This is a genomic window from Croceimicrobium hydrocarbonivorans (assembly GCF_014524565.1).
Classification (GTDB): Bacteria; Bacteroidota; Bacteroidia; order Flavobacteriales; family Schleiferiaceae; genus Croceimicrobium; species Croceimicrobium hydrocarbonivorans.
In genome coordinates this window covers 1827791-1850631 of the sequence record NZ_CP060139.1, presented here as the reverse complement: position 1 = coordinate 1850631, position 22841 = coordinate 1827791, and the positions used below count along the sequence as shown (strand labels likewise).

22 protein-coding genes are annotated in these 22841 nt (G+C 41.8%); 13 read left to right on the top strand and 9 right to left on the bottom strand.

The window, feature by feature from the left end; all coding sequences use genetic code 11:
• Positions 1-26 precede the first annotated feature (26 nt).
• Positions 27-1619, top strand: coding sequence for a mucoidy inhibitor MuiA family protein (locus H4K34_RS08345; protein ID WP_210760366.1), 1593 nt, complete (start codon positions 27-29; stop codon positions 1617-1619).
• 20 nt (positions 1620-1639) lie between these two features.
• Positions 1640-1921: a hypothetical protein gene (locus H4K34_RS08340; protein WP_210760365.1), complete on the top strand. Its 282-nt coding sequence runs from the start codon at positions 1640-1642 to the stop codon at positions 1919-1921.
• On the opposite strand, the gene H4K34_RS08335 is transcribed toward H4K34_RS08340, so the two are convergent.
• Positions 1906-2298: a hypothetical protein gene (locus tag H4K34_RS08335; protein ID WP_210760364.1), complete on the bottom strand. Its 393-nt coding sequence runs from the start codon at positions 2296-2298 to the stop codon at positions 1906-1908. The two genes, H4K34_RS08340 and H4K34_RS08335, sit on opposite strands and share 16 nt — an antisense overlap.
• 72 nt (positions 2299-2370) lie before the next feature.
• Here H4K34_RS08335 and amaB point away from each other — a divergent pair, with 72 nt between their 5' ends.
• Positions 2371-3909 (top strand): L-piperidine-6-carboxylate dehydrogenase, encoded by a 1539-nt coding sequence (amaB, locus tag H4K34_RS08330; RefSeq protein ID WP_210760363.1) that lies wholly within the window; start codon positions 2371-2373, stop codon positions 3907-3909.
• On the opposite strand, the gene H4K34_RS08325 is transcribed toward amaB, so the two are convergent.
• Positions 3904-4647 carry a DUF2490 domain-containing protein gene (locus H4K34_RS08325; RefSeq protein WP_210760362.1) on the bottom strand — a complete coding sequence of 248 codons (744 nt, stop codon included), beginning with the start codon at positions 4645-4647 and terminating at the stop codon, positions 3904-3906. The two genes, amaB and H4K34_RS08325, sit on opposite strands and share 6 nt — an antisense overlap.
• Before the next feature lie 35 nt (positions 4648-4682).
• Between H4K34_RS08325 and H4K34_RS08320 the strand changes: the two genes are divergently transcribed.
• Positions 4683-5426 (top strand): VIT1/CCC1 transporter family protein, encoded by a 744-nt coding sequence (locus H4K34_RS08320; protein WP_210760361.1) that lies wholly within the window; start codon positions 4683-4685, stop codon positions 5424-5426.
• Position 5427: 1 nt separating this feature from the next.
• On the opposite strand, the gene H4K34_RS08315 is transcribed toward H4K34_RS08320, so the two are convergent.
• Together H4K34_RS08315 and H4K34_RS08310 are read right to left on the bottom strand one after the other, a co-directional pair.
• A complete protein-coding gene (locus tag H4K34_RS08315; protein ID WP_210760360.1) occupies positions 5428-7461 on the bottom strand; it encodes a tetratricopeptide repeat-containing sensor histidine kinase in 2034 nt (677 codons plus the stop codon).
• Between the two features lie 133 nt (positions 7462-7594).
• Positions 7595-8143 (bottom strand): YceI family protein, encoded by a 549-nt coding sequence (locus tag H4K34_RS08310; protein ID WP_210760359.1) that lies wholly within the window; start codon positions 8141-8143, stop codon positions 7595-7597.
• A 97-nt stretch (positions 8144-8240) separates the two neighbouring features.
• Between H4K34_RS08310 and H4K34_RS08305 the strand changes: the two genes are divergently transcribed.
• Complete coding sequence (locus H4K34_RS08305) at positions 8241-8747, top strand: DUF2911 domain-containing protein (RefSeq protein WP_210760358.1); 507 nt, start codon at positions 8241-8243, stop codon at positions 8745-8747.
• Here the strand turns inward: H4K34_RS08305 and H4K34_RS08300 are convergent.
• A complete protein-coding gene (locus tag H4K34_RS08300; protein WP_210760357.1) occupies positions 8744-9307 on the bottom strand; it encodes an NUDIX domain-containing protein in 564 nt (187 codons plus the stop codon). The genes H4K34_RS08305 and H4K34_RS08300 overlap by 4 nt on opposite strands.
• A gap of 26 nt (positions 9308-9333) precedes the next feature.
• The gene (locus H4K34_RS08295; protein WP_210760356.1) at positions 9334-10911 is read right to left on the bottom strand and encodes a toxin-antitoxin system YwqK family antitoxin; all 1578 of its coding nucleotides are present in this window, start codon (positions 10909-10911) and stop codon (positions 9334-9336) included.
• 453 nt (positions 10912-11364) lie between these two features.
• On the opposite strand from H4K34_RS08295, the gene rpiB reads away from it, so the two are divergent.
• Positions 11365-11793, top strand: coding sequence for a ribose 5-phosphate isomerase B (gene rpiB / locus H4K34_RS08290; protein ID WP_210760355.1), 429 nt, complete (start codon positions 11365-11367; stop codon positions 11791-11793).
• On the opposite strand, the gene H4K34_RS08285 is transcribed toward rpiB, so the two are convergent.
• A complete protein-coding gene (locus tag H4K34_RS08285) occupies positions 11777-12697 on the bottom strand; it encodes a hypothetical protein (RefSeq protein WP_210760354.1) in 921 nt (306 codons plus the stop codon). The genes rpiB and H4K34_RS08285 overlap by 17 nt on opposite strands.
• Before the next feature lie 85 nt (positions 12698-12782).
• On the opposite strand from H4K34_RS08285, the gene H4K34_RS08280 reads away from it, so the two are divergent.
• The 7 genes from H4K34_RS08280 (at position 12783) to H4K34_RS08250 (ending at position 21662) form a co-directional block, all read left to right on the top strand.
• Positions 12783-14168, top strand: coding sequence for a sodium:solute symporter family protein (locus tag H4K34_RS08280; RefSeq protein ID WP_246452218.1), 1386 nt, complete (start codon positions 12783-12785; stop codon positions 14166-14168).
• Positions 14143-14580 (top strand): GNAT family N-acetyltransferase, encoded by a 438-nt coding sequence (locus H4K34_RS08275; protein ID WP_210760352.1) that lies wholly within the window; start codon positions 14143-14145, stop codon positions 14578-14580. The genes H4K34_RS08280 and H4K34_RS08275 overlap by 26 nt, the downstream gene beginning before the upstream one ends.
• Positions 14580-15704 (top strand): amidohydrolase, encoded by a 1125-nt coding sequence (locus H4K34_RS08270; RefSeq protein WP_210760351.1) that lies wholly within the window; start codon positions 14580-14582, stop codon positions 15702-15704. Before H4K34_RS08275 ends, H4K34_RS08270 begins: the two co-directional genes overlap by 1 nt.
• On the top strand, positions 15697-16851 hold the full coding sequence (gene alr / locus H4K34_RS08265; RefSeq protein ID WP_210760350.1) for an alanine racemase: 1155 nt from the start codon (positions 15697-15699) through the stop codon (positions 16849-16851). The genes H4K34_RS08270 and alr overlap by 8 nt, the downstream gene beginning before the upstream one ends.
• A gap of 1 nt (position 16852) precedes the next feature.
• A complete protein-coding gene (locus H4K34_RS08260; protein WP_210760349.1) occupies positions 16853-17935 on the top strand; it encodes an alanine racemase in 1083 nt (360 codons plus the stop codon).
• Positions 17936-18732: 797 nt separating this feature from the next.
• A complete protein-coding gene (locus tag H4K34_RS08255; RefSeq protein ID WP_210760348.1) occupies positions 18733-20970 on the top strand; it encodes a glycoside hydrolase family 20 protein in 2238 nt (745 codons plus the stop codon).
• Complete coding sequence (locus H4K34_RS08250) at positions 20970-21662, top strand: copper homeostasis protein CutC (protein WP_210760347.1); 693 nt, start codon at positions 20970-20972, stop codon at positions 21660-21662. Before H4K34_RS08255 ends, H4K34_RS08250 begins: the two co-directional genes overlap by 1 nt.
• A gap of 9 nt (positions 21663-21671) precedes the next feature.
• Here H4K34_RS08250 and H4K34_RS08245 read toward each other — a convergent pair whose 3' ends face one another.
• Together H4K34_RS08245 and H4K34_RS08240 are read right to left on the bottom strand one after the other, a co-directional pair.
• Positions 21672-22268, bottom strand: a complete 597-nt coding sequence (locus tag H4K34_RS08245; RefSeq protein WP_210760346.1) for a mobile mystery protein B — start codon at positions 22266-22268, stop codon at positions 21672-21674.
• The gene (locus H4K34_RS08240) at positions 22259-22720 is read right to left on the bottom strand and encodes a mobile mystery protein A (protein WP_210760345.1); all 462 of its coding nucleotides are present in this window, start codon (positions 22718-22720) and stop codon (positions 22259-22261) included. Before H4K34_RS08240 ends, H4K34_RS08245 begins: the two co-directional genes overlap by 10 nt.
• Positions 22721-22841 lie beyond the last annotated feature (121 nt).

The window sequence follows — 22841 nt, the reverse complement described above, 5'->3', positions numbered from 1 at the left end:
ATTTCGTTGGAGCTAAAACATCTCTGATGAAAAAATTACTTCTCTTCCCCATTCTACTTTTTGGATTTCAGGCTTTCGCCGATGAAGGAAAACGCCTTAGCTCCAAGCTTGATGCCGTAACTCTCTATGCTCAAGGAGCAGGATATAGCCGTGAAATAAGTACCAATCTCCAAGCGGGAGATCAGACCTTGATTTTTGAAGGCCTACCCCTAAATCTGGAACCCTCCAGTGTGCAAATCGGTAGCGATAAAAGCCTGGAGTTTATCAGTATTAGCACTGGGAATACCCCTTTCGACCAGCGTGAAAAGCCCGCTAAATTTCAGCAACTCGAAAGACAGATTAAGGAAATTAATCTGCAAAGTGAGGATATCCAAGCCGAGCTTGAAGCTTTGCAATTGGAATTAGAGTTTCTAACCAATAACACCAAACTAGGCGGTAATGAAGGCTTTAGTTTGGCCGAATTGCAGCAGATCAGCAGCTATGCACGCGATCAAAAATTACTCAATAAACGCAGTCAGCTTAAAAAGCAACGCGTACTGCAAGACCTGAACGACAAACGAAAAGAACTGCAAAGCGAATTGCAGAAAATCCGTCAGGAGATGTCATTATTGAGCGGTGAAATCATTGTGAAATTGAACAGCAACCGGGCGCAAAACGTGCGCTTCTCTATACACTATACCGTACGCACTAATGCTTCCTGGAGCAGTAATTACAATCTCTATTTTGATGGCTTAGATAAGGATTTACGTATGGTTCACAAGGCCAATGTGTATCAAGGCAGCGGCGAAGATTGGGAGAATGTAGCCTTAAAATTGGTTACCGGCAGCCCTAATCAAAATGTGACTATGCCACAGATCTATCCTCAGTATATCCAGTTTATGCACCATGCTAGTCCCACTAAATTAAGAGGGGCTCGAGCCGATGATGACGAAGTATACTTCATTGATGGTGTAAAAATTGAAGGCAATGTCAATAATAGCCAAATGGGTAACACCGTTTTCGCCATCAATTCTCAGCAAACCCGATTGGAATTTATCCCGGAGCGTCGTTACAGCATTCCCAATCAAAAAACGGAAAACATCGTTATTCGTGAGATGGCTTTAAAAGCCGAATACGAATACCAAAGCAGCCCCAGCCTTGATCCGGCCGCTTATCTAATGGCCATTGTTAAAGACTGGGAACAACATCAGCTATTGGATGGTGAATTGAGCATTTACAATCAAGGTTTATTTATTGGTAAAAGCTTTAGTCAGTTTGAAGCGACCAGCGATAGTTTACAGCTCTCATTAGGCAAGGATCCGGGTATTGTGATTACTCGTGATCGCCTTTTTAATGAAGAGAGCAAATCCTTCTTGGGTAGCGATCGCATCCAGAAATACGAATACCAGATCAGCCTGCGCAATACCAAGCCTCAGAATGTGAAAATCCGGGTATTTGATCAAATTCCGGTAAGCCAGAATGAAGATATCAAGGTAAAATCTGAGATTGAAAATCAAGGTAAACTCAACCTTAAAACCGGAATCATCACCTGGGAAATGGACTTAAAACCTAAATCCGAATCCCAATTGAAATTTAGCTTCGAAGTCCGAGCTCCTAAAGATCAAACTATAAGCTGGTAATGGCTTATATGGGATTTGGCATGAAGAAAGAAACTTATGCCAGAAAACCTCGTAAGATCTTCAAACACCTGAAAAATATTTATGGTGATAAGCTCGATAAATTTGATCATCACCATAAACAAACCGAACTCAATTCGCAAGAGTTTAGTGATGAGGATCGTAAGGCTTTACAAGCAAAACTTAAACAAAAATCCAAAGCAGAGAGTCGCCATAAGCTGCGACTTCTCTTGCTTTCCGTTGTTTTAATGATCCTCGGTTTAGCCGGCTTTGTTTGGCTCTTTCGCCTCTATTTTTCCTGGTGATTGGGATATAGGGTATCCGCCGCATGTTCAGCTAAAGAATTAAACTCCAAAAAGCATAAATCTTCCAGAGCTTCTACCCGATGTTTAATTCCGGGATTAATGCGAATTAAAGCCGGGGCTTCAATCAATTTAGAATGCTGATAAATACCTTCTGGCTCATCCGTCCATTCTAGCTTTAATCGACCGGAAATAATGAGCATTTCCTCCGGGTTTTTAGTAGTAGATTTTCCCTCATGCCAGTGATTACCGCTTATACTGCCTTTCTTTCGAAATGCTAATATTCTACCCTTCTGGCTATGGATACTTTCAAAATCATAAGTACAATTTCCTTCCTTTTCGGAAAGCAGATTTAGATCCAGAACTTCTACTTGCTTCATTCTTCAAAAATCAAGTATATCCAGTCCATTTCCCAACTGAAAAACTAATTTCGTTGCTTAAAATCCTAAGACATGAACCTCTCAGAAATTAACAACATTTTAGAAGGATTAGGTATATCCAAAGAAAACCCCGGCAGTTCTACCGGAAAAGAATTTTTTGGAGCCGGTCCTAAAATTGTTTCACATACGCCCATCAATGGTCAAGAATTAGCCAGCGTTACTCAAACCACTCGCGAAGAGTACGAAGCGATTATGGCTAAGAGCGATGAAGCTTTTAAAGTTTGGCGTACCATGCCCGCTCCTAAGCGTGGTGAAATTGTACGTCAGTATGGAAACAAACTGCGCGAAAACAAAGACCTATTAGGTCGCTTGGTATCACTGGAAATGGGTAAATCCCTGCAAGAAGGTTGGGGTGAAGTACAAGAGATGATCGACATCTGCGATTTTGCCGTAGGTCTATCCCGTCAATTATACGGTCTTACCATGCACTCCGAACGTCCTTCTCACCGTATGTATGAGCAATGGCATCCCATGGGTACAGTTGGTATCATTTCCGCTTTCAATTTCCCGGTTGCGGTTTGGTGCTGGAATGCTGCCATCGCCTGGGTATGTGGTGATGTATGTGTTTGGAAACCTTCTGAAAAAGTGCCTTTATGCGGGATCGCTTGCCAGAACATCTTCAATGAAGTATTGGAAGAAAACAATCTTCCAGAAGGTATTTCTTGCCTGGTAAACGGTGGTGTAGAAGTAGGCGAATGGATGACTCAAGACAAGCGTATGCCTTTGATCTCTGCCACTGGATCTATACGTATGGGTAAGATTGTTGGCCAAGCGGTAGCCGCTCGTTTAGGTAAAACTATCTTAGAATTAGGTGGTAATAATGCCATTATCATTTCCGAGAAAGCCGATATCGAATCTACTTTGGTAGGAGCCGTATTTGGCGCCGTAGGTACTGCCGGTCAGCGTTGTACCAGTACCCGTCGATTAATCATCCATGAAAGTCAGTACGACAATGTGATTGCTGCCCTTAAAAAGGCTTATGGTCAGCTGCGTATTGGCAATCCATTAGACATGAATAATCACGTAGGTCCCCTTATCGATACCTTGGCCGTAGAGCAATATGAAAAAGCTTTAGCCGCCATTAAAGAACAAGGCGGAACCATGATTGTGGAAGGTGAAGTATTGCAAGGTGATGAGTACAGCAGTGGTTGTTATGTGAAGCCTTGTATTGCCGAGGTGGAAAATCACTATGCTATCGTACAACACGAAACCTTTGCTCCCATTTTATACGTGATGAAGTATAAAGATTTGGACGAAGCTATTGCACTTCAAAATGGCGTGCCTCAGGGACTTTCTTCAGCTATTATGACTACTGATATGCGAGAGAGCGAATTATTCCTCTCAGCGGCCGGTAGCGACTGTGGAATCGCCAATGTGAACATTGGTACCAGCGGTGCTGAAATTGGTGGCGCCTTTGGTGGCGAAAAAGAAACCGGTGGTGGTCGTGAAAGTGGATCCGATGCTTGGAAAGCTTATATGCGTCGCCAAACCAACACTATCAACTATTCTAAAGAAGTGCCTTTAGCTCAAGGCATCAAATTCGATTTATAGTCCGCTAAAATCGAACTGATATTGAAATGTGAACCGCAGGATGTGGCGATGAAAAAATGCGCTGCCCCTGCGGTTTTTTTGATACCAGAATATATAATCCAAGCCATAGCTAAAGTCATTATGCTTATAGCTTAAACCGCCAAAAATCCGATTCTGATCAAAGAATTGATAATCGGTATTTCCAGCTATATTGATATGCAATTCATCGCCGGCAGATACCTTCCAAAACTCATCCAAAGCATAGCTGTATTTCGCTAAAAAGCGCAAACGAACAACATAGTCTAAAAAGTTGAGCTCCCCGTCTAAGGGATCGCGATCAAAATTGCGTAATTCACTTTTCCATTGAGTTCCTAGAGAACTCTTCTCCCATTTAAATTTCCGAGCTAAAAAGAGCGCATAACGTTGTTCATGTAAAACTTGATTTACCGGAATATCAGCGGTACCTGGGCCACTAATACTGAAATTGGTATATCCGATTCCGGTTTTCCAGGATGGGGCAAAATGATAGAACAATCGCACATCGGGAAATACTCTTTGATGCGCTCGATCAGGAGCTAAGAATCGACGCTCTTCCAATTCCAGAGATCCCGACCATTTTGGGTTGAAAGTAAACTGGGTTTGAATCCGCAGCCAATACAAGCCATCCACATAATGGCTCTGTCCATTGAGTTTAACTGGATTAATACTAATTAAGATCAGGCTTATCAAGAGAAAGCCCAGTTCCCGGCGATTCCGCAAAATCCTGAATATCTTTGAGTTTATAATTCTACATCATGAGCCCTAAAGGTCACGAAGATCGTATTCACGGTAGCAAATATCCATTGATTAATCGGTTTCAGGAATATCTGGGTGAATTCGTTTATGGCGGAATTGATGGCAGTGTAACCACCTTTGCGGTTGTAGCTGGAGCTGCCGGGGCCACCCTCGACAGTGCCGTAGTGATCATTTTAGGCTTCGCTAACCTTATTGCCGACGGTTTTGCTATGTCGGTAGGAAGTTACCTATCCACCAAAAGTGAAAAGGAAAATTATAAGAAGCACGAGAATATTGAATACTGGGAAGTAGAACATCTTCCTGAAAAGGAGAAAGAAGAAATCCGAGATATCTACCGCGCCAAAGGTTTTGAAGGCGAAATCTTAGAGCAAATTGTGGATACCATCACTGCCGATAAAGATCGCTGGGTAGACGTAATGATGAAGGAAGAATTAGAAATGTCGGAAGAAACCAAATCACCCTGGGCCATGGGTGGGGTTACCTTTTTAAGCTTTTTGCTCTTTGGATTTATACCCCTCTTGGTTTATGTTTTGGACTATCTAAAACTCATGTCGGCTGATAGTCCCCTATTCTTTTACTCTTCGGTTTTAACCGGATTAGTCTTTATGTTGATTGGTTATTTAAAAGCCATGGTTACCCAAACCAAAATAATTCGCAGTATGCTGGAAACCTTTTTCCTGGGAGCTGCAGCAGCAGGATTGGCTTATCTAGTAGGAGATGTATTAGAAGGACTTTTCAGTTAGCCTATAGAAAATCCTGAACCGCTTTAATATTACTGGCTGAGCGTAAATTCACATCAGGACCCATCGGCATATTGATAATGAAAGTTGTTCCCTCATTGATAGTGGATTCAATATCAAAATAAGATTGATTTTCGCGGAGGAAGTCGCGCACGATCACCATGCCAATGCCAGTTCCTGATTCATTAAAAGTGCCATTAATAGAATCTACCGCCTGATCTCCGGATACCAATCGCTCCTTTTGGTACTGATCCATACCGATACCTTCATCGCGGATATAGAGGTATACTCTCTTCTTCTGGGTATTGGCCTTGGCCGATATATGAATGGTTGAATTAGCCGGAGAAAATTTATAGGCATTGCTAAACAAGTTTCGCAATACGCTATCAAAATGATCCTTATCAAAAACGATAGAAAGCTGATCCGGAATATCAAAAACCACCTTGATCTTCTTTTTATCCAAGGCAATACTAAAGTGAAGCAGGGCTCTTTTTACGGTATTGGCTAAAGCCAAATGTTCGGGTTTCAAAGTAACTCCTGCAAATTGAGCTTTGCTCCAAGTAAGTACATTGGTAACTAAATCGGAAGTTGATTGAACAGAAGACTTTAAACTGCTTAGGATACTCTTACGATCAGCAGCTTCTAATTGCTCACCTTCCAGTAAATCTATTACGCCAATTATCTGATTAAAGGGCTGTCTTAGATCATGCGCTAAAACGGAGAATAATCGATCCTTACTACTGTTTAATTTCTCGAGCTCTTCATTGCGATCTTCTAGGTCTTCCGCCTGATTTTGAATCTCTTGCTTCTGACTTTCGATCTGATTATTTTGAAGAACCAATTGCTCATTGGCTGCATTCATCTGCTTATTGCTTCGATAAAGCAATACCAAGAATCCCATCACTCCGATCAATAATATAAGAGCGAAAACCAAGAGGGTATTCTGTAAATTAATTTCCTCCTCCTGCAAACGAGATTTGGTTTTCATCAATTCCCGATAGCGGTTTTCCATTTCCTCATCAAATTGCTTCATGGCAGCAATACCATCCACCTCATTGATAATTCTACGCGCTTCAGAGCTGCGTTCCAAATGTTTTAGAGCCTGGGCATTATCCCCTTTCTTTTTAAAGAATTTATAAAGCTCATCATTCATGTCTACCACAAAAGTTGGGCTGCGCTCAAAAGGCTCCATATTTTTGAGAACCAAATCCGCATAATACTGTGCCTTGTCAAGCTCATTTACCAAGGTATAATGCGACATTAGGAATAAGTGGCTGTAGGTAATGAAATAAGGATCCCCATAAACTTTATTCAGCTCCAAAGCCTTTTGTGCATAAGCCAGAGCTAAATCCATATCTCCTCTGCGCTCAGCTGAAAGACTCAATACTTCTAAAGCACCAGAACGTGTGGTTAACAGAGAATCATTTGTTGTATAACTATAGGCCTTTTTAGCATAATACTCCGCCAATTCAGTTATTCCTAAATCGTTATATAGCCAAGCATAATTTAGATGTAAAGCCGGACTTAAATAATAAGCCGAATAACCACTTTCATGCTGTGCACGCCAGGCTTTGTGTAAATAGCGCAGGGCAAGATCCAGCTGACCTTGGTTGTATACAATATCACTTAGGCGGTTGTAGTAAAAAGGGTCATTATCCTTTTTATTACCCAGTTTAATATCAATTTCACGAGCTAAATGCAGATAGCGCAATGCAGTGGTGTATTCACCTAAATACTCGTGGTAATTACTTAAATTATAGATAGCGGTACTAAGACCGATAGAATCTTTAAGAATACGGAAAAGCTTGATGGATTGATCGGCAAACATTTTGGCCGAATCTACCTTATCGCGCATATAAGCATCCAAGCCCTTCAAATCCAAGGCATAGGCCAAATTGCTACTGTCATTCAATAAAAGGGAGGCTCGATAATATTTATCGACCTCAATTTTTCCTTCCTGTAGACTATTGCCAATTTGATCAAAAGCGAGATAATACAGACTGTCCAGATCCCATTTCCGCACTTGATGTGCATCCATAGATATCATGCTAAAAGGCAGAATGCAAAGCAAAATGACCTTAATTGTATTTCCCCAACACGACTTCACTCCCAAAAAAATATTCCGCAAAGCTACGGATTAAAAAAAATACCTTAGTATAAAATATTGGAGGCTAGGCACTTTCGAATTGGAGGCATATATCAAACTCTAGTTCAATTTGACGGCCTATGGCAAAGCTTCCGCTTTCACCGATTCCAAATTCAAAGCGATCTAAACTGTAGTCAACGAAAAGTTGATAGCCATATTTATCCTGACTATAACCCACATAAAGCGCTACAGTTTTCCGATGCTCCTTTATAAACAAGTCCCCCGTTACAATCAGTTGATTTTTAGATTCCTTACTAATCTCCCTACTTTTAAATACAATTTCGGGATATTCCAGTCCATTAAAAAAATGGACGGCTTCTATCAACTGCTTATCGCGTTCCGGAATTCCGGTGCGAATACCATCTACAGGCCAGCGAAGATTTAAAAAACTCTGATCTAATGCGTGAATATTAAAATCAACTTCCAGCTTGGCTTCCTTGAAAAAGCCTTTGACCTTGTTGAAGCGCATATTGACTGCGGTGAAATTATAAGTGCAGGCATCATTCCTCACCTTGACGGCACGGAATTGCTCCTTATCCCCCAGTCCAAATACTTTCGCAAGTTTTGAGATCATTCCTTAATTATTCCCCTGCCCTAATTTTTCAATATTATGAAAATTTACAGAACCACCGTATTTTTCTACTAGCTTAGCCTGTATAAAAGTATAAGTTATGAAAAAATTCCTTTTAAGCATACTCACTCTTTTTATATTCAGTGGTTTACAAGCTCAAGAAAAAAGAGCTAGTCCCTTAATCAATACCAGTCAGGAGATTGGAAATCTGGAAATTAAGATCCAATATGGCCAACCTTCCATGAAGGGAAGAACCATTTTTGGCGATTTAGTTCCCTTTGATAAAGTTTGGCGTACCGGCGCTAATGAAGCCACCGTGATTGAATTTACCGAAGATGTAAGCATAAATGGTGAAGTAGTAAAAGCAGGGAAATATGCTCTCTTCACCATCCCTGGTAAAAAAGAATGGACCATTATTATCAATTCGGTTTGGAATCAATGGGGTGCCTATAATTACGACTCAGAAAAAGATGTGATCAGCTTTAAAGTTCCTGCCAAGCAAAGTAAAAGCCCGGCAGAAAAATTCAGTATTGAAATTTCCGATAAAGGTGTCATCAGCCTAAGCTGGGAAACCACTCGCGTTAATTTTAGTGTAGAAAAAGCCTAATTCGACTTTTTTAGAAGGGCATAATGCAGGATAGCAGCAACCGAAATGCTGTCTTTGATTTTACCTTCCAGAACCATTTGAAGAGCTTCCTGAAAAGGGAGCTTTTTTATTTTCAGCTTTTCGCTGTCTTCGGGTTCTGCTTCTTTTTGAACTAAATCTTTGGCTATAAAACAAAGGGAACGTTCATCCGAAACCGAATTACTTAAATGCATTTCTTGCATAAACTCCCAATGAGCGGCTTCTAATCCAGTTTCTTCCTTTAATTCCCTTTTGGCACTTTCCAATGGATCGATCTCCAGAGGCCCCCCTCCTTCAATAATTTCCCAGCTATATTCACCATCAAAAGGAAAGCGCTCCTGTCCTACCAAAAAAATTTCTTCTTCTTCGGTTAAGGCTAAAACTCCGATGGCCAGGTTTTTAAAATGAACTTTACCGTAAATTCCTTCTCCTCCATTAGGATTTAATATAGCACTGTGCTGTACTTCAATCCAAGGATTATCATAAACGATCTCACGGCTTAATTCGGTCCATTCACCAGCCTTTCGTGGAAATTCTGTCATGCTAAATTTTAGAGCTTCAAAGAAACTTATTCTGCTTCTTCCGAAAGACTTTTACGGGCTTTTTCTTCTGCGACTGCACGCTCATAGCGTCGACCATAATCGATTTTCTCGCCATTGTAGCGCACTTCTACTCCATCCTGGTACTCGATGGTTACAATTCGGTCTCCATTCTCTGTAAAGAACTCCCAAATACCTTGTCGAACACCTCCCGCATAATCTCCTCTTCGTTGTATCTGTCCATTGGGATAATAATAGGTATGGGTTCCGGATTCTAATCCATTTTCGAAGCTTCCTTCAAAACTTAATTGATCTTTATTCAGGTAATAATGCTTCCACAATCCATTGCGAAGACCTTCAAAATAAGGTCCCACTTCCTTGTGATCATTGATGGTTAGTACCCATTGTCCTTCTTTCATACCATCTACATAGGATCCCTGGGCTATAACTGCTCCGGTATCATTGTATTCGGTAGACATTCCATCTTCAAAACCAAAGGCATATTCTTCTTCACGTAAAAGTTGACCATTTTGGAAATACCATTCCCATAATCCATTGGCTTTGCCCGCCACGTAATTTCCTTGTTGTTCCAGCTTACCATCTCTAAAGAAATAACGCCAGGAACCTACCTTCAAATCATCTTTATACGAACCTTCTGCCTTGAGGCTACCATCTTCATAAAAGCTTTTCCAAGGGCCTTGCTTTCGACCTTGTTCATCGATTAATCCTTCAAATAGTTTATTACCCTGATCATAAACCCGGGCAGCGATAATCTCACCCTCCGAATTGTATTCGCGATGCACCCCGGTTGCTTTTCCATTCTGATAGGCTCCTCTAAAAATTACCGCTCCGGTTTTTGGATCAATCTCTCGCTTAATCTCCAGCTTAGCCACTTCAGTTGCTCCTTCCTGCAGCTCGCCATTAATCCACTTTTCAACCCGAATCAAATTGCCATTGGATTTATAATATTTCCAATAGCCATTTTTCAGATCATTGAGATAAGGCCCTTCTACGGCAATGCCCTTATTCGCATGAAACTCCATCCACATGCCTTGCTTTTGCTCTTGCTGATCAAAACGATTGATATTCTGCTTGCGGATGAGGGCTCCATTCTTAAATGTTAATAAAGTGATTACTCTACCATCCTGGGCATATTCATATCCCATACCCTCCATTTTCCCTTCCACATAAGGCACTTCCTTTTGTAGTGAACTATCTGGATAGAAAAACCGGGTGATACCTTCCTGAACATCGTCTTTAAACTGATCTATTTTCAGAAGTTTGCCTTCCTTGTAGAGCTTACTGGGACCGTTCTTTTTACCAGATTTATAATTGATTTCCGAGGTTCTTATCCCCTCTCGATCGTAAAAGATCCAAGGTCCATCCAGTTCAAAATTTTGGCGATTGCCTTCAGCTTTAAGAACCCCATTTCGATAATAGCTCTTCCAATAGGCATCGGGTTTACCATTGCGTAAGCTCCCCTCACTGCTTACTTGCCCATTCTCGTAGTAGTAGCGGGTGGGCTTGAGACTATCCCCGGCTGTTTGCGAAAACGAAGATAGGGGAATCACCGCTATCAGGATTAAAGCCAAGGTTCTTAATAACATATATATAGTCTTTTTTAAAATCTAAATCTTATGATGATAATAATGTGCTGTGAATAGACGGTATAAATTTCAGAAGGAAGCCTTGCTTTCTTGAGCTATCAAATCTTATTCACAACAAATCAAGGCTAACTTACAGCATAAATGCTTCATTTACCAGCTTAAAGCTATCGCTATTCACAATTGTTGATAAGCCTAATTCACGGAGCAGATTTAAAAAAATTTTGGCCGCTGCGCGGTTAATAAACTCGACTCAGCTGGTGAAAATTGTTGTGGTAAAAAAGAATAAGCTGAGACCTTAAAATCGGATATTTGCCTATACAAAGCTGGAATTGAAAAAGTCAAGCACTATTTTTAAGAAGAAATAAACAATCCACCCTGATTATTATTTCTTAGTTGTTAATAGTAAAGCTTTGTAAACGAAAACTTTACAGACTTATTAAAAATTACCCACTCATGAAAATTGCCATCGGAGGAGATCACGCCGCAGTAGAATTGAAAGCCGCTATTATTAACAAATTGGAGTCTGCCGGACACGAGCTGCACAATTTTGGAACCGATTCTACTGATTCTGTGGACTATCCAGACTTTGGTCATCCGGTAGCAAAGGAAGTCCTTAATGGAGATGCAGATTTGGGTATTGTGATTTGCGGCAGTGGTAATGGTATTAATATGACTGTTAATAAGTACGCCGGTATCCGTTCTGCCCTGGCCTGGAACGAAGAATTGGCATCCTTGGCTCGTCAACATAACAATGCGAATATCCTGGCCCTACCCGCCCGTTTCGTTTCTATGGAAGAAGGTTTAGCCATTACTGATGCTTTCTTAAATGCCAGCTTTGAAGGCGGTCGTCATGAGCGTCGCGTAGCTAAGATTGCTCCTTAAAATAAGGGAGAATTACCTCTTCTAATTGTTCCCAGTTTTCTTCACTAAAAGATTGGTAACCGCTTAATACTTTATAGGCCGCACTGGAATTGGCTTTGGTTTTATCCAATAGCTTCAGATAGTCAAAGTCGCTGGATTTATACAAAGGATAATCATCGTAGAAGATCCAATAATGATGACCGGGGCTTAAGCGGTATTCTTCCATCATATAATTGGCATGATAGCTTAGCCAGTACATATTGGTATAGGAACCTAAACTATAGAGTTCAGAGCTCAGGTTTTCTACATCCTCAACTTTTTGTTTAAAAACCCGCAGGGAGTCGATCCCAAATTTATCCTTCACAAAATTTTGCCGCGCTTTATTCCATTCCATGCGACCTTCGGCAATTCTTTGCAAAGACATATACATACTAAAGGGACTGGCCGTAATATAAATGGCGGTATCAATATGATTATTGGCCATTAAAGAGGGAATCATATAGCCTCCTTGCTCGATGCCCATAAGAATACTGTGTTCTGCTCCCGCAATTTTCTTTTCCTTTCGGAGATGGCTAATTAAATTTTGAGCATTTTGAATTTGTTGGCCTTTAAATTCCATGGCTTTTCGGCTGTAGAAGAAAGCGCCAGTTGCCGGAGGTTGATAGATGCAGAGGATATCATATCCTGCATTAAAAATGTCTTGATAGAGTTCCGTTTTTTCAAATTGAACGGTGTCTAAAGCTGGGGGTAGAAAGATGAGTAATCGCTCCGAAACTTCCTCATGATTAGCCAAGCTGTAGGGAATGCTATCCCTAAGATAGGGTTCCACATAAGCGGTATTTTGAACCGGAGCCCCACTTTTACAGGAGGCCAAGGAGAGCAGGATGATTCCGGCTAAAAAAACCATTCCTCTTAATTTTTGCACCTTTGCAAAGGTTTTGCCGAATCCCATAGATCTCTCCATATTCGTTTTTTATTTAGTTGCGATGCTCGCTGTAGGTTTTTACTTCATGCGTCGCAACAAAGATATTGATGATTATTATGTAGGCGGTCGCGGAATGAGTAGCGGCCATATCGGATTGAGCGTAGTAGCTACCGATGTAGGCGGCGGTTTCAGTATAGGCCTGGGCGGATTGGGTTTCGCCATCGGATTAGCCGGCAGCTGGATGCTTTTTACCGGATTAGTTGGCGCCTGGCTTTCAGCCTATTTCCTGATTCCAAAAATTTTCGGTCTGCTACGCAGACACAAATTATTCACCTTTCCCGAAATCTTTTTTCACCTTTTTAATTCCCGGGTAGCATTTTTAGCGGCCCTAGTAAGTGCAATCGGTTATATCGGTTTTACCGGCGCGCAAATCTTGGCCGGTGCGAAACTAGCTACGGCCACTTTCCCTGATTTAAGCCTGCAATCTGCGGTTTGGATCATGGGATTAACCGCCGTGATTTACACCGTATTTGGGGGTTTAAAAGCGGTGATTTATACCGACACCGTACAATGGATTATTCTCATGGCCGGCCTCATTTTTATCGGTATTCCCATGTCTTATTTCGCAGTGGGCGGTTATGATGCCATCAAGGCCACTTTGGATCCCTCCTTTTTTAATCTATTCAACTTGCCTTGGGTCGATCTCTTTAATTGGGCTCTAACCATTATTCCTATTTGGTTTATTGGTATGACTCTCTATCAAAGAATTTATGCCAGTCGTGATGAAAAAACCGCTCGAAAAGCCTGGTTCCTGGCCGGAATTTTTGAGTGGCCCATTATGGCTTTTATGGGGGTATTGTTAGGTCTCTTTGCTCGGGTGGCCTTGCAACAAGGAATGTTTGATGAATTGGGATATACCGATCTGGCCAGCATTGATGCCGAGATGGGCTTGCCCTTATTATTACGCAGCATTCTTCCGGTGGGCCTGATGGGTTTAATGATGTCAGCTTATTTTTCTGCTATCATGTCTACTGCCGACTCTTGTTTAATGGCAGCCTCTGGCAATGTATTAACCGATATTATAGGCCGTTACACCAATTTATCAGAGCATAAACTCCTGCGCTATTCACAGTATGTAACTTTTGCTATTGGAGCTTTATCCTTACTCCTAGCCACTCAAATGAATAATGTGCTCGACCTGATGCTGATGTCTTACAGCTTTATGGTAAGTGGCTTATTTGTTCCGCTCTTAGCAGCCTTATTCTTTAGACAGAAATCGTCAGTAGCCGCTTGGTGGTCCATTTTAATTGGAGGGAGTACCACCCTCAGTTTGGAAGTATTAATAGTGAACAATTCCTTCCATATCCCCTTAGATTTAAACCCCAACCTATTTGGGATTACCGCGGCCTTAATCACCTATTTCAGTATCGCTAAATACAAAAGCAATGAATTACCTACTTATCGAAGGTAAAGCCGGTCCTCATGCCGACTTTAACAATCAGAAGATATCCGAATTTTTATTCAAACACCTGGAGCAGTATGGCGATCCCATCGATCAAATTCAGGCTTGTTTAGACTATGTTTTTAATCCCGCCAAAGGAGGTTTCGTTGCGATCGCCTATACGGATGATCAAAAGATTATGGGCGCTACTATTGTTAATAATACAGGTATGAGCGGCTATATCCCAGAGAATATCTTGGTTTATATCGCAGTGGATGCCCAAACTCGTGGTCAGGGTGTGGGCAAAACATTGATGCAAATGGCCCTGGAACATGCGGAAGGAAATGTGGCCCTGCATGTAGAGCCCGATAATCCGGCACGTAAGCTTTATGAAAAGTTGGGTTTCACCAATAAGTATCTGGAAATGCGATACCAAAAATAATGGAGGCCCGGGCGCTTCGTCATCATTTACATCAAAACCCTGAGCTTTCCGGCCAGGAATTCCAAAGTCAAAAACTGCTTCAGGAATTACTTAGCGAATTGCAGATTTTTAATCTTGAAGCAGTAGGGGGCACAAGTCTTATAGCCCACTACAATAGCGGAAAAGAAGGGACACATCTATTAATTCGGGCGGATTTTGATGCTTTACCTATTGACGAACCCAATGATTTAGATTACCGTTCTCAAAAACCGGGAGTATCGCATAAATGTGGACACGATGGTCATACCGCGATCCTCTATGCTGTAGCTCAGCAAATAGCGAGTTCACCACCTCAAAAAGGGAAGCTCAGCCTTTTGTTTCAGGCTTCGGAAGAAAATGGACAAGGGGCGGCCAAGGTTTTAGCTGATCCGGCTTTCGCCAAATATGATTACCACTATGCCTATGCTCTGCATAATATTCCAGGTTATCCATTGGCTGAAGTGCTCTGGCGTAGCGAAAATTTTAGCGCTGGAGTACGCAGTTTAGCCTTTAAGTGGAAGGGCCTGGAAACGCATGCAGCCCATCCCTGGGAAGGTAAAAACCCGGCTTCGGCCATTGCTCAATTAATTAAAGAGGCCGCTCAACTGGAAAATCAGAATCCAGAAGATCAGGACTTCTTTTTATGTACGCCGGTTTATAGTCGCTTGGGAGCTAAAAACTATGGTATTAGTCCGGCACAGGGCGAATTGCACTTCACCGCAAGGGCCTGGCGAGGCGAATATTTAGACCAGCAAATTGAGCTCCTTAAAGAATCAGCTCAAGCGGAAGCGGCAAAACAAGCAATAGAGCTGGAGGTCTCAAGCTTCGAAGAATTTTGGCCCATTCAAAATCATCCGGAGGCTTTACAGTATTTGCGTGAGGCCCTCGATAAACTTCAACACCCCAATCAGCAATTAGAACAGCCCTTTTCCTGGGGTGAAGATTTTGGTCTTTTTCTAAAAAATAAAGCCGGTTTAATGTTTGGACTGGGAGCAGGGGAGGACTGCAAGGTTTTACATCATCCCGAATACGATTTTCCGGATTCCTTGATCGAAGAGGGAGCCAAATTATTTCTGCAATTAATAGCCTTACACCTTGATGGATAATACCAGCCATATCGAATTAAGCGAATCTGCTCTAGCCAATAATTTCCAATATATCCGTGAAAGACTGGCGCCAGGCGCGCGCTTATCTCATGTGGTAAAAGGAAATGCCTATGGCCACGGAATTGATCCTTTTGTACCCTTAGCCCATAAATTGGGAGCCGATCATTTTTCGGTATTTGATGTGCATGAAGCGGAGCAGGTATTAAAAGCTCTGTCAGAGCCTGTTGATATCATAATCATGGGCATGGTTGCTCAAGAGCAATTGGAGTGGGTAATACAAAAGAATATTGGCTATTTTGTATTTGATAGCAAGCGATTGGAGCAGTCGGTGCTACTGGCTAAAAAACTCAAGAAGAAGGCCAAAGTGCACATAGAACTGGAAACCGGCATGAACCGTTCTGGATTCGAAATGGAGAATTGGCCCCAGATTAGTCGCTTCCTAATTGAAAATGCAGCCTACCTTGATTTACAAGGACTCTGCACTCATTTTGCCGGCGCGGAAAGTATTGCCAATCATTTGCGCGTTAGGCAGCAGATAAAGAATTTCAGGAAGGGTCGAGCCCTTTTTAAAAATGCCAATTTAAAGCCGAAATGGTCCCACGCGGCCTGTAGCGCAGCCTTTCTTCGTTTCCCGAAAACCCATTTCGATTTAGTGCGGATCGGGATTTTACAATATGGTTTTTGGCCCAATATGGAAACCTATATCAGCATTGCGGGTTTAGAAGAAAACCCGGTAGATCCTCTGCAAAGGGTGATCAACTGGAAAAGCCGAGTAATGAATGTGAAAAAGGTCCATAAGGGTGAATACATCGGTTATGGCACCTCTTATTTAGCTACCCAAGAAATGACCGTTGCTTCTGTTCCCGTGGGCTATTCACATGGTTTTAGTCGCAGTTTAAGCAATTCAGGTCGGGCCTTGGTACGCGGCATGCGAGTGGGCGTTGTGGGCGTTGTTAACATGAATGTGATGATGCTTGATGTGAGTCATCTCGACCATGTTGAAATTGGTGATGAGGTAGTACTCATCGGTAGGCAGGGTGACCAAGAAATTAGCGTAAGCTCCTTTAGTGAGTATAGCGATCAAATGAATTATGAACTTCTAACGCGCTTACCTTTAGATATTAAGCGCAGAGTTAAAACAATATAAAATGGCCTATCTCACTTTTAATCGAACCAAGCTCAAGCACAATTATAAGGTCTTGAAAGCCCTGTTTGATCAGCATAATATCGAATGGGCGATTGTTACCAAGCTTCTTTGTGGGGAAGAAGTATTGGTAAAAGAAGTGGTGGATTTGGGGATCAAAGAAATCTGCGATGCCCGAATTTCCAATCTTAAAGTGGTTAAAGAATTGGCACCTGCCGATGTGCAAACCGTATACATCAAACCTCCCGCTATTGAGAGTATTCCTGAATTAGTGGAATATGCCGATGCTAGTTTCAACTCCGAGTTTGACACCATTAAGGCCATCAGCGAGGAAGCCGGAAAGCAAGGGAAGATGCACAAGGTCATCATTATGATTGAGTTGGGTGACTTGCGTGAAGGTATCATGGGGGAGGAATTAATGGATTTTTATGAATCCGTATTCGAATTACCCAACATTAAGGTAACGGGAATAGGATCTAACCTTAACTGCCTGCATGGGGTAATGCCCAGCACCGATAAGCTCATTCAATTATCGCTTTATAAGCAGCTGATCGAAGCTAAATTTGGTCGCGATATTCCCTGGGTAACTGGAGGTACCTCTGTGGTAATTCCTCTCTTGCAAACTCATCAACTACCAGCCGGAATTAATCACTTTAGGGTTGGAGAGACCTTGTATTTCGGGACCGATATCGTAAACCATGGCCCCATGGAAGGGATGGAGCAAGATGTGATTACCCTTTATACTCAGATCATTGAGATTAATGAAAAACCTATGCTTCCCATCGGAGAGCTGGAAGCGAATCCACAGGGAGAAACCTTTGAGATCGACGAAAGTCTATATGGCAAAACTACCCACCGCGCCATTTTAGACGTGGGCACCCTGGATATCTCCAGTGAGTACCTCATTCCATTTAAAGATCAGAATATCGAGTTTGTTGGCGCCAGCAGTGATATGTTGGTGATTGATATTCACGATAATGAACGCGGATATAAGGTGGGCGATTTTATACCATTTCACTTGAAGTACATGGGAGCTCTCACCCTTTTCAATTCATATTATATCGAGAAACGGGTGATTGATAACTAAGTATTTTTCCTAAATAATTCAGAAACTCCTGTAGAAGGAGGCCTGCAATCCTGACAAGGGAGTAATTTACAAACTCGTATCTCGAGGACTTCTGCGGATTATCATTCCTTTATTAAAATTTTGCAACTATCTTCAATAAATAGCACAAACAATACTTATCAATCATTAATAAACGATCTTATTGATGATTTAAAAAGTATGAAGGTCAAAGTGTTTCAAGAATTTACAAACTACTAAACAATTAGTTATATTGAAATCTAGCTTTGTCGAATTAATCAAATTACTCGCTATATTATTAGTAGTTGAGTTTATTTATTGGTTTACTCAGGATTTTATAATCTTTAATAGCCACTTTTTTAACTCACTACCAATATTATACTATTCGAGTGCTCCTTTAATCTCCTTGCTTTTACTAATTCCATTGGTGATGTTAAGGAAACAAACGGGATCATTTTCGTATAACCTATTCTTTTTGCTTTTTACTACTTATTTTCTGTTTTCAGCGGGGCAACTTTATGGACAATATTGTGCAGATATTAAAAACTTAAACACTAGTTATTTCCTATTAAACACGATTTTAATGGTGATTGTACTGGTTGTGGGAAGCCTTTTTTTACTTAGAGAGTTTATAAGTAAGAAACCTATCATTTTAGGAGTTGGCCTTGTTGTATTAGTCTTGGATTACTATTATTTCCTGTTTGGTTATAATATGTTCTATGTTAACCACGGCATTAGCTAATGTTCATGGATAAACCAAGCGGTAAACTCTTGTTCTAAATCACGTAATTTCAGGCCCTATGAAAAAGGCCTTTTTACTTATTCTAGCAATTGCCTTTGCCGCTTGTTCGGATGAAGACGCCGTTCCGGAATATCGTGCGGATGCAGATCAATACTTAATTCCAAAGGTTCAGCATTTCGAAAGCCGATCTGGGGCCGCCTTTATTTGGAAAGCAAAAACCCGCATTCAAGCTGATTCCAATTGTTTGGCAGAGGCGCAGTATTTACAGGACCTAATCAAGCAGCATAGCACTTTTGAACCTGAAATTCATGCTTCCAAAGGGGAGGTACAATTAGTGATTTCCGACGAAATGGAAGGTCCTGAAGAGGCCTATACGCTTGAAATTGAAGCCGCTAAAATTGTATTGAAAGGCAAAACAAAGGCCGGACTCATGCGGGCTATCCAAAGCCTGCGACAGTTAATGGTCGATGCTTTTCATGATGCCGACAAAAGAGAAGCATGGGCTTTACCCACTTTATACATTGCCGACGCTCCTCGCTTTAAACACCGAGGTCTTTTATTGGATGTATGTCGGCATTATTTTGATAAGGATGTAGTAAAGAAGTACATCGATCTGCTAGCCCTGTACAAAATGAATGTCTTGCATTTACATCTTACCGAAGATCAGGGCTGGCGCTTTGAAAGTGAGGCCTTTCCCAAATTACATCAAGAGGCCGCTTATCGGAGGGAAGAAGATGGCTCTAGATATGGGGGCTATTTCAGCAAGCAAGATTTAAGGGAATTGGTGGCTTTTGCCGAAGCACGTCATATCACCATTATCCCTGAATTGGAATTACCCGGGCATTCGCAGGCTGCTTTATCAGCCTACCCTCAATTCTCTTGCCTGGGGGCAGATGCGAATATTGAAGTAGCTAATGATTGGGGGGTATTCAAAGAGATTTACTGTGCTGGAAACGACTCTAGCTTTTTGTTTCTAGAAAGCATTTTGGAAGAATTGATGGAGATTTTCCCATCCGAGTACATCCACATTGGGGGCGATGAAGCGCCTAAATTTCGCTGGGAGCATTGTGCCAAATGCCAAAAGCGTATGGCGGATGAAGGCCTCGCTAATGAACACGAACTGCAGAGTTACTTTATAAAGCGTATCGAAAGCTATTTAAACAGCAAGGGACGCAAACTGATTGGTTGGGATGAGATACTAGAAGGAGGGCTTTCTCCTAATGCCACAGTCCAAAGTTGGCGTGGAATGGAAGGGGGAATTGCTGCCGCGCGCTCTCAGCATCAGGCCATTATGTCGCCCACTAGTCATTGTTATCTCGACTATGGCTTGCATCAAATTGATTTGAAGAAGGTCTACAGTTTTGATCCCATTCCGGCTGAATTAAGTGAACAGGAGCAGAAATTTATTATTGGTGGTGAATGCAATATGTGGACGGAGCATGTACCCAATGAGGCCAATTTAGACTCTAAAGTGAATCCGCGCATGCAGGCCCTAGCAGAGGTATTATGGACCTATCCGCAGAAAAGAGATTTTAGGGACTTCTTTCAAAGGATGCAAAAGCATTACCCTATGCTGGAATCCTTAGGGGTAGCTTATGGCCCGGAGATGATTCCCGCCGAAATCTATGCCGATGTGAATTTCGATAGCGCTGAGGTATTTATTGGCTCTAAGACCAATTTTGAGGCTATTGATCAAGAGGTTTATTGGAATGAAAAGAAGGGACCCTGGGGCTTTGTTTTAAAGGAATCCGGAACCTTAAAAGTACAGGCCTTAAAAAATGAACAGCCCTATGGAGATACCATAGAGCAGGAATTTGAATTCCATAAGGCCTTAGCGCGAAAACCGCAGTATCAATCCGAATATTCGCAATGGTATACCGGAGGGGGAGCAGCGGCTTTGGTGAATGGCCGCTTGGGCTCCCTAAACTTTAGGGATGGCCAATGGCAGGGCTTTTCGGGGCAGGATATTGAGCTGTGGCTGGATTTAGGTGAATTGAAAGAGATTAATTCGGTAAGCTCTAATTTTTACCACTACAACAATGCCTGGATATTTGTGCCACGGAGCTATAAAGTTTATGCCTCTCAAGATGGAAAGAGCTGGAGACTTATCGGCGAAAGCCAAGCCCAAATTCAAGCCAAGCAAAGAGGGCAGCATATTGAGCATTTGGAAGTAAAAAGCAAAACCCAGACTCGCTTTATAAAGTTGGTGGTTGAGTCGCAAGGTCGAGTGCCGGACTGGCATGAAGCGGCAGGAGCAGAGGCCTGGTTATTTATGGATGAAATTATCGTGCAATAATGGAATTTGAAGCTTGTATAGAATCTTTGGAAGGTGCGCTTTTGGCGGATAAATACGGTGCCGATCGGGTAGAGCTTTGTTCGGCATTACATGAAGGAGGACTTAGTCCGGGTACGGCCCTTTGCCGGCAGGTAGTGCAGGAATCTCAACAAAAAGTCTTTGCCATGATTCGCCCGGTAGCGGGAGGATTTGTTTACAGTGCTAAGGAGCTGGAGCTGATGAAAATGGAAATTGTGGAATTAGCTCAAACTGGAATTCAAGGGGTGGTTTTTGGGGTTTCCAATCCGGATGGAAGCTTAAATGCCGAAGCCAATCAAGGCTTAATAGCTGTGGCTAAAGAACAAGGCTTAGAAAGTGTTTGCCACCGCGCTTTTGATTTTACCCCGGATCCCTTTGCGGCTTTGGAATCCATTATTGAATGGGGCTTTGTGCGCCTGCTAAGTTCCGGTCAGCAAGCCAAGGCAATTGAGGGTTTAGATCTTTTGGTTCGCTTGAAAGAAGCCGCTCAAGATCGTATTGAGATTATGGCGGGCAGTGGGCTAATGGCTTCCGCGATGCCAGCATTTAAAGCCTCTACTTTGGATGCCGTGCATTTTACCGTGGGTGCTTTTGAGGCAGATGTGCCACTGGGAATGGGTGCTCGCTTAATTTCGGATGAGGAGAAGGTAAAGGGGATTTTGGCTTTTAAGTAGAGTTCAAAGCTATTCTTTAGCAAATTGAAGAAGGTCGTTTATGCTACCCTGATCAGCAGTTTTCAAGGCGGCAATGTATTTTTTACGAGTATTGTTTGCTTGGCTCATTTGGTTCTGACTCCAGTTAAAAGCATTTTGATTAGTTAGTGCTTCCAAGACAAGGTCCGCCATTAGTCGGGAATGTCTACCATTTCCGTTGGGGAAGCAATGAATACTAACCAACCTATGTTTAAACCGTATGGCAATTTCTTCAGGAGGGTAGGACTTTTCTGTAATCCAGAATTTAGTATCGTCGAGCAGCTTATGCAGTTCGATGTTTATTTGTGTCCAGGTAACGCCTAGATTTTTCTCTGAATTGCGAAAACTACCAGCCCATTTCCAAACATCTCCGAACATTCTTTTATGGAGGTTTTTGATGAAAATTGCACTTAAAATTTTTTCGACTGTGAATTTCTGTTGAATAGTCCAGGCAATCGCCTTTTCAATATTCAATTGCTCAAACTCATCCAATTCGGCTTGAGTCACAATGGTGTTGATCCTTAATCCATCTTTTTCTTCTTCATTTATGGGGGTTTGTCCGGGTGAATAACTGAGGTTTAATCCCATAAAGATTTGTTTAAATCGCGTTTTAATTCTTCGGAAAGTTCACTGATAGCAAGTTTGATTTTTTTCTCGGCAATAGCTTGGTTTTCGAGCTTCATACTCTGGTGGGTTCGCAAAACAATTTTGCGAGCCAATTCTTCCGCTTTTTGATTTATTAAGTTTTGGATAGAGCCATCTTTAGGCACTAAAGCGTATACAAGCTTAAACTCTAAAGCCTCAGCTGTTTGCCGAAGAGAATTTAGACTAATACTACCATTGGCCTCGTTATCTTCCAATTTTTTTACTCCTTGTCGAGTAATATTGAGTTTAACACCCAGTTGAGCCATAGTCATGTTTAAACCACTTCGGATTGCTTTAATCCAACCCGCTTCTGGAATTTGTCCTTCTTGCGCCTTAGCAAAGGGTTTGAGCTTTTTCTCTAATTGTTCAAGTTGAAGTTTTTTAGCGCTTCTCATGACTATATTCTTGATGTTTGGTAAACTAATTAGTTTACTAAAATATAAAAATGTAAACCAATAGGATTACAAATAATTTAAAATGTAAGCTTATTGGTTTACAGACTATAGTGGTTTAAGT

Bases quoted from the DNA above. Each gene is read 5' to 3' on its own strand.
- H4K34_RS08345 (WP_210760366.1), top strand. From the start codon at position 27: ATGAAAAAATTACTTCTCTTCCCCATTCTACTTTTTGGATTTCAGGCT.
- H4K34_RS08340 (WP_210760365.1), top strand. From the start codon at position 1,640: ATGAAGAAAGAAACTTATGCCAGAAAACCTCGTAAGATCTTCAAACAC.
- H4K34_RS08335 (WP_210760364.1), bottom strand. From the start codon at position 2,298: ATGAAGCAAGTAGAAGTTCTGGATCTAAATCTGCTTTCCGAAAAGGAA.
- amaB (WP_210760363.1), top strand. From the start codon at position 2,371: ATGAACCTCTCAGAAATTAACAACATTTTAGAAGGATTAGGTATATCC.
- H4K34_RS08320 (WP_210760361.1), top strand. From the start codon at position 4,683: ATGAGCCCTAAAGGTCACGAAGATCGTATTCACGGTAGCAAATATCCA.
- H4K34_RS08315 (WP_210760360.1), bottom strand. From the start codon at position 7,461: ATGGATGCACATCAAGTGCGGAAATGGGATCTGGACAGTCTGTATTAT.
- H4K34_RS08310 (WP_210760359.1), bottom strand. From the start codon at position 8,143: ATGATCTCAAAACTTGCGAAAGTATTTGGACTGGGGGATAAGGAGCAA.
- H4K34_RS08305 (WP_210760358.1), top strand. From the start codon at position 8,241: ATGAAAAAATTCCTTTTAAGCATACTCACTCTTTTTATATTCAGTGGT.
- H4K34_RS08300 (WP_210760357.1), bottom strand. From the start codon at position 9,307: ATGACAGAATTTCCACGAAAGGCTGGTGAATGGACCGAATTAAGCCGT.
- H4K34_RS08295 (WP_210760356.1), bottom strand. From the start codon at position 10,911: ATGTTATTAAGAACCTTGGCTTTAATCCTGATAGCGGTGATTCCCCTA.
- rpiB (WP_210760355.1), top strand. From the start codon at position 11,365: ATGAAAATTGCCATCGGAGGAGATCACGCCGCAGTAGAATTGAAAGCC.
- H4K34_RS08280 (WP_246452218.1), top strand. From the start codon at position 12,783: ATGCGTCGCAACAAAGATATTGATGATTATTATGTAGGCGGTCGCGGA.
- H4K34_RS08275 (WP_210760352.1), top strand. From the start codon at position 14,143: ATGAATTACCTACTTATCGAAGGTAAAGCCGGTCCTCATGCCGACTTT.
- H4K34_RS08270 (WP_210760351.1), top strand. From the start codon at position 14,580: ATGGAGGCCCGGGCGCTTCGTCATCATTTACATCAAAACCCTGAGCTT.
- alr (WP_210760350.1), top strand. From the start codon at position 15,697: ATGGATAATACCAGCCATATCGAATTAAGCGAATCTGCTCTAGCCAAT.
- H4K34_RS08260 (WP_210760349.1), top strand. From the start codon at position 16,853: ATGGCCTATCTCACTTTTAATCGAACCAAGCTCAAGCACAATTATAAG.
- H4K34_RS08255 (WP_210760348.1), top strand. From the start codon at position 18,733: ATGAAAAAGGCCTTTTTACTTATTCTAGCAATTGCCTTTGCCGCTTGT.
- H4K34_RS08250 (WP_210760347.1), top strand. From the start codon at position 20,970: ATGGAATTTGAAGCTTGTATAGAATCTTTGGAAGGTGCGCTTTTGGCG.
- H4K34_RS08245 (WP_210760346.1), bottom strand. From the start codon at position 22,268: ATGGGATTAAACCTCAGTTATTCACCCGGACAAACCCCCATAAATGAA.
- H4K34_RS08240 (WP_210760345.1), bottom strand. From the start codon at position 22,720: ATGAGAAGCGCTAAAAAACTTCAACTTGAACAATTAGAGAAAAAGCTC.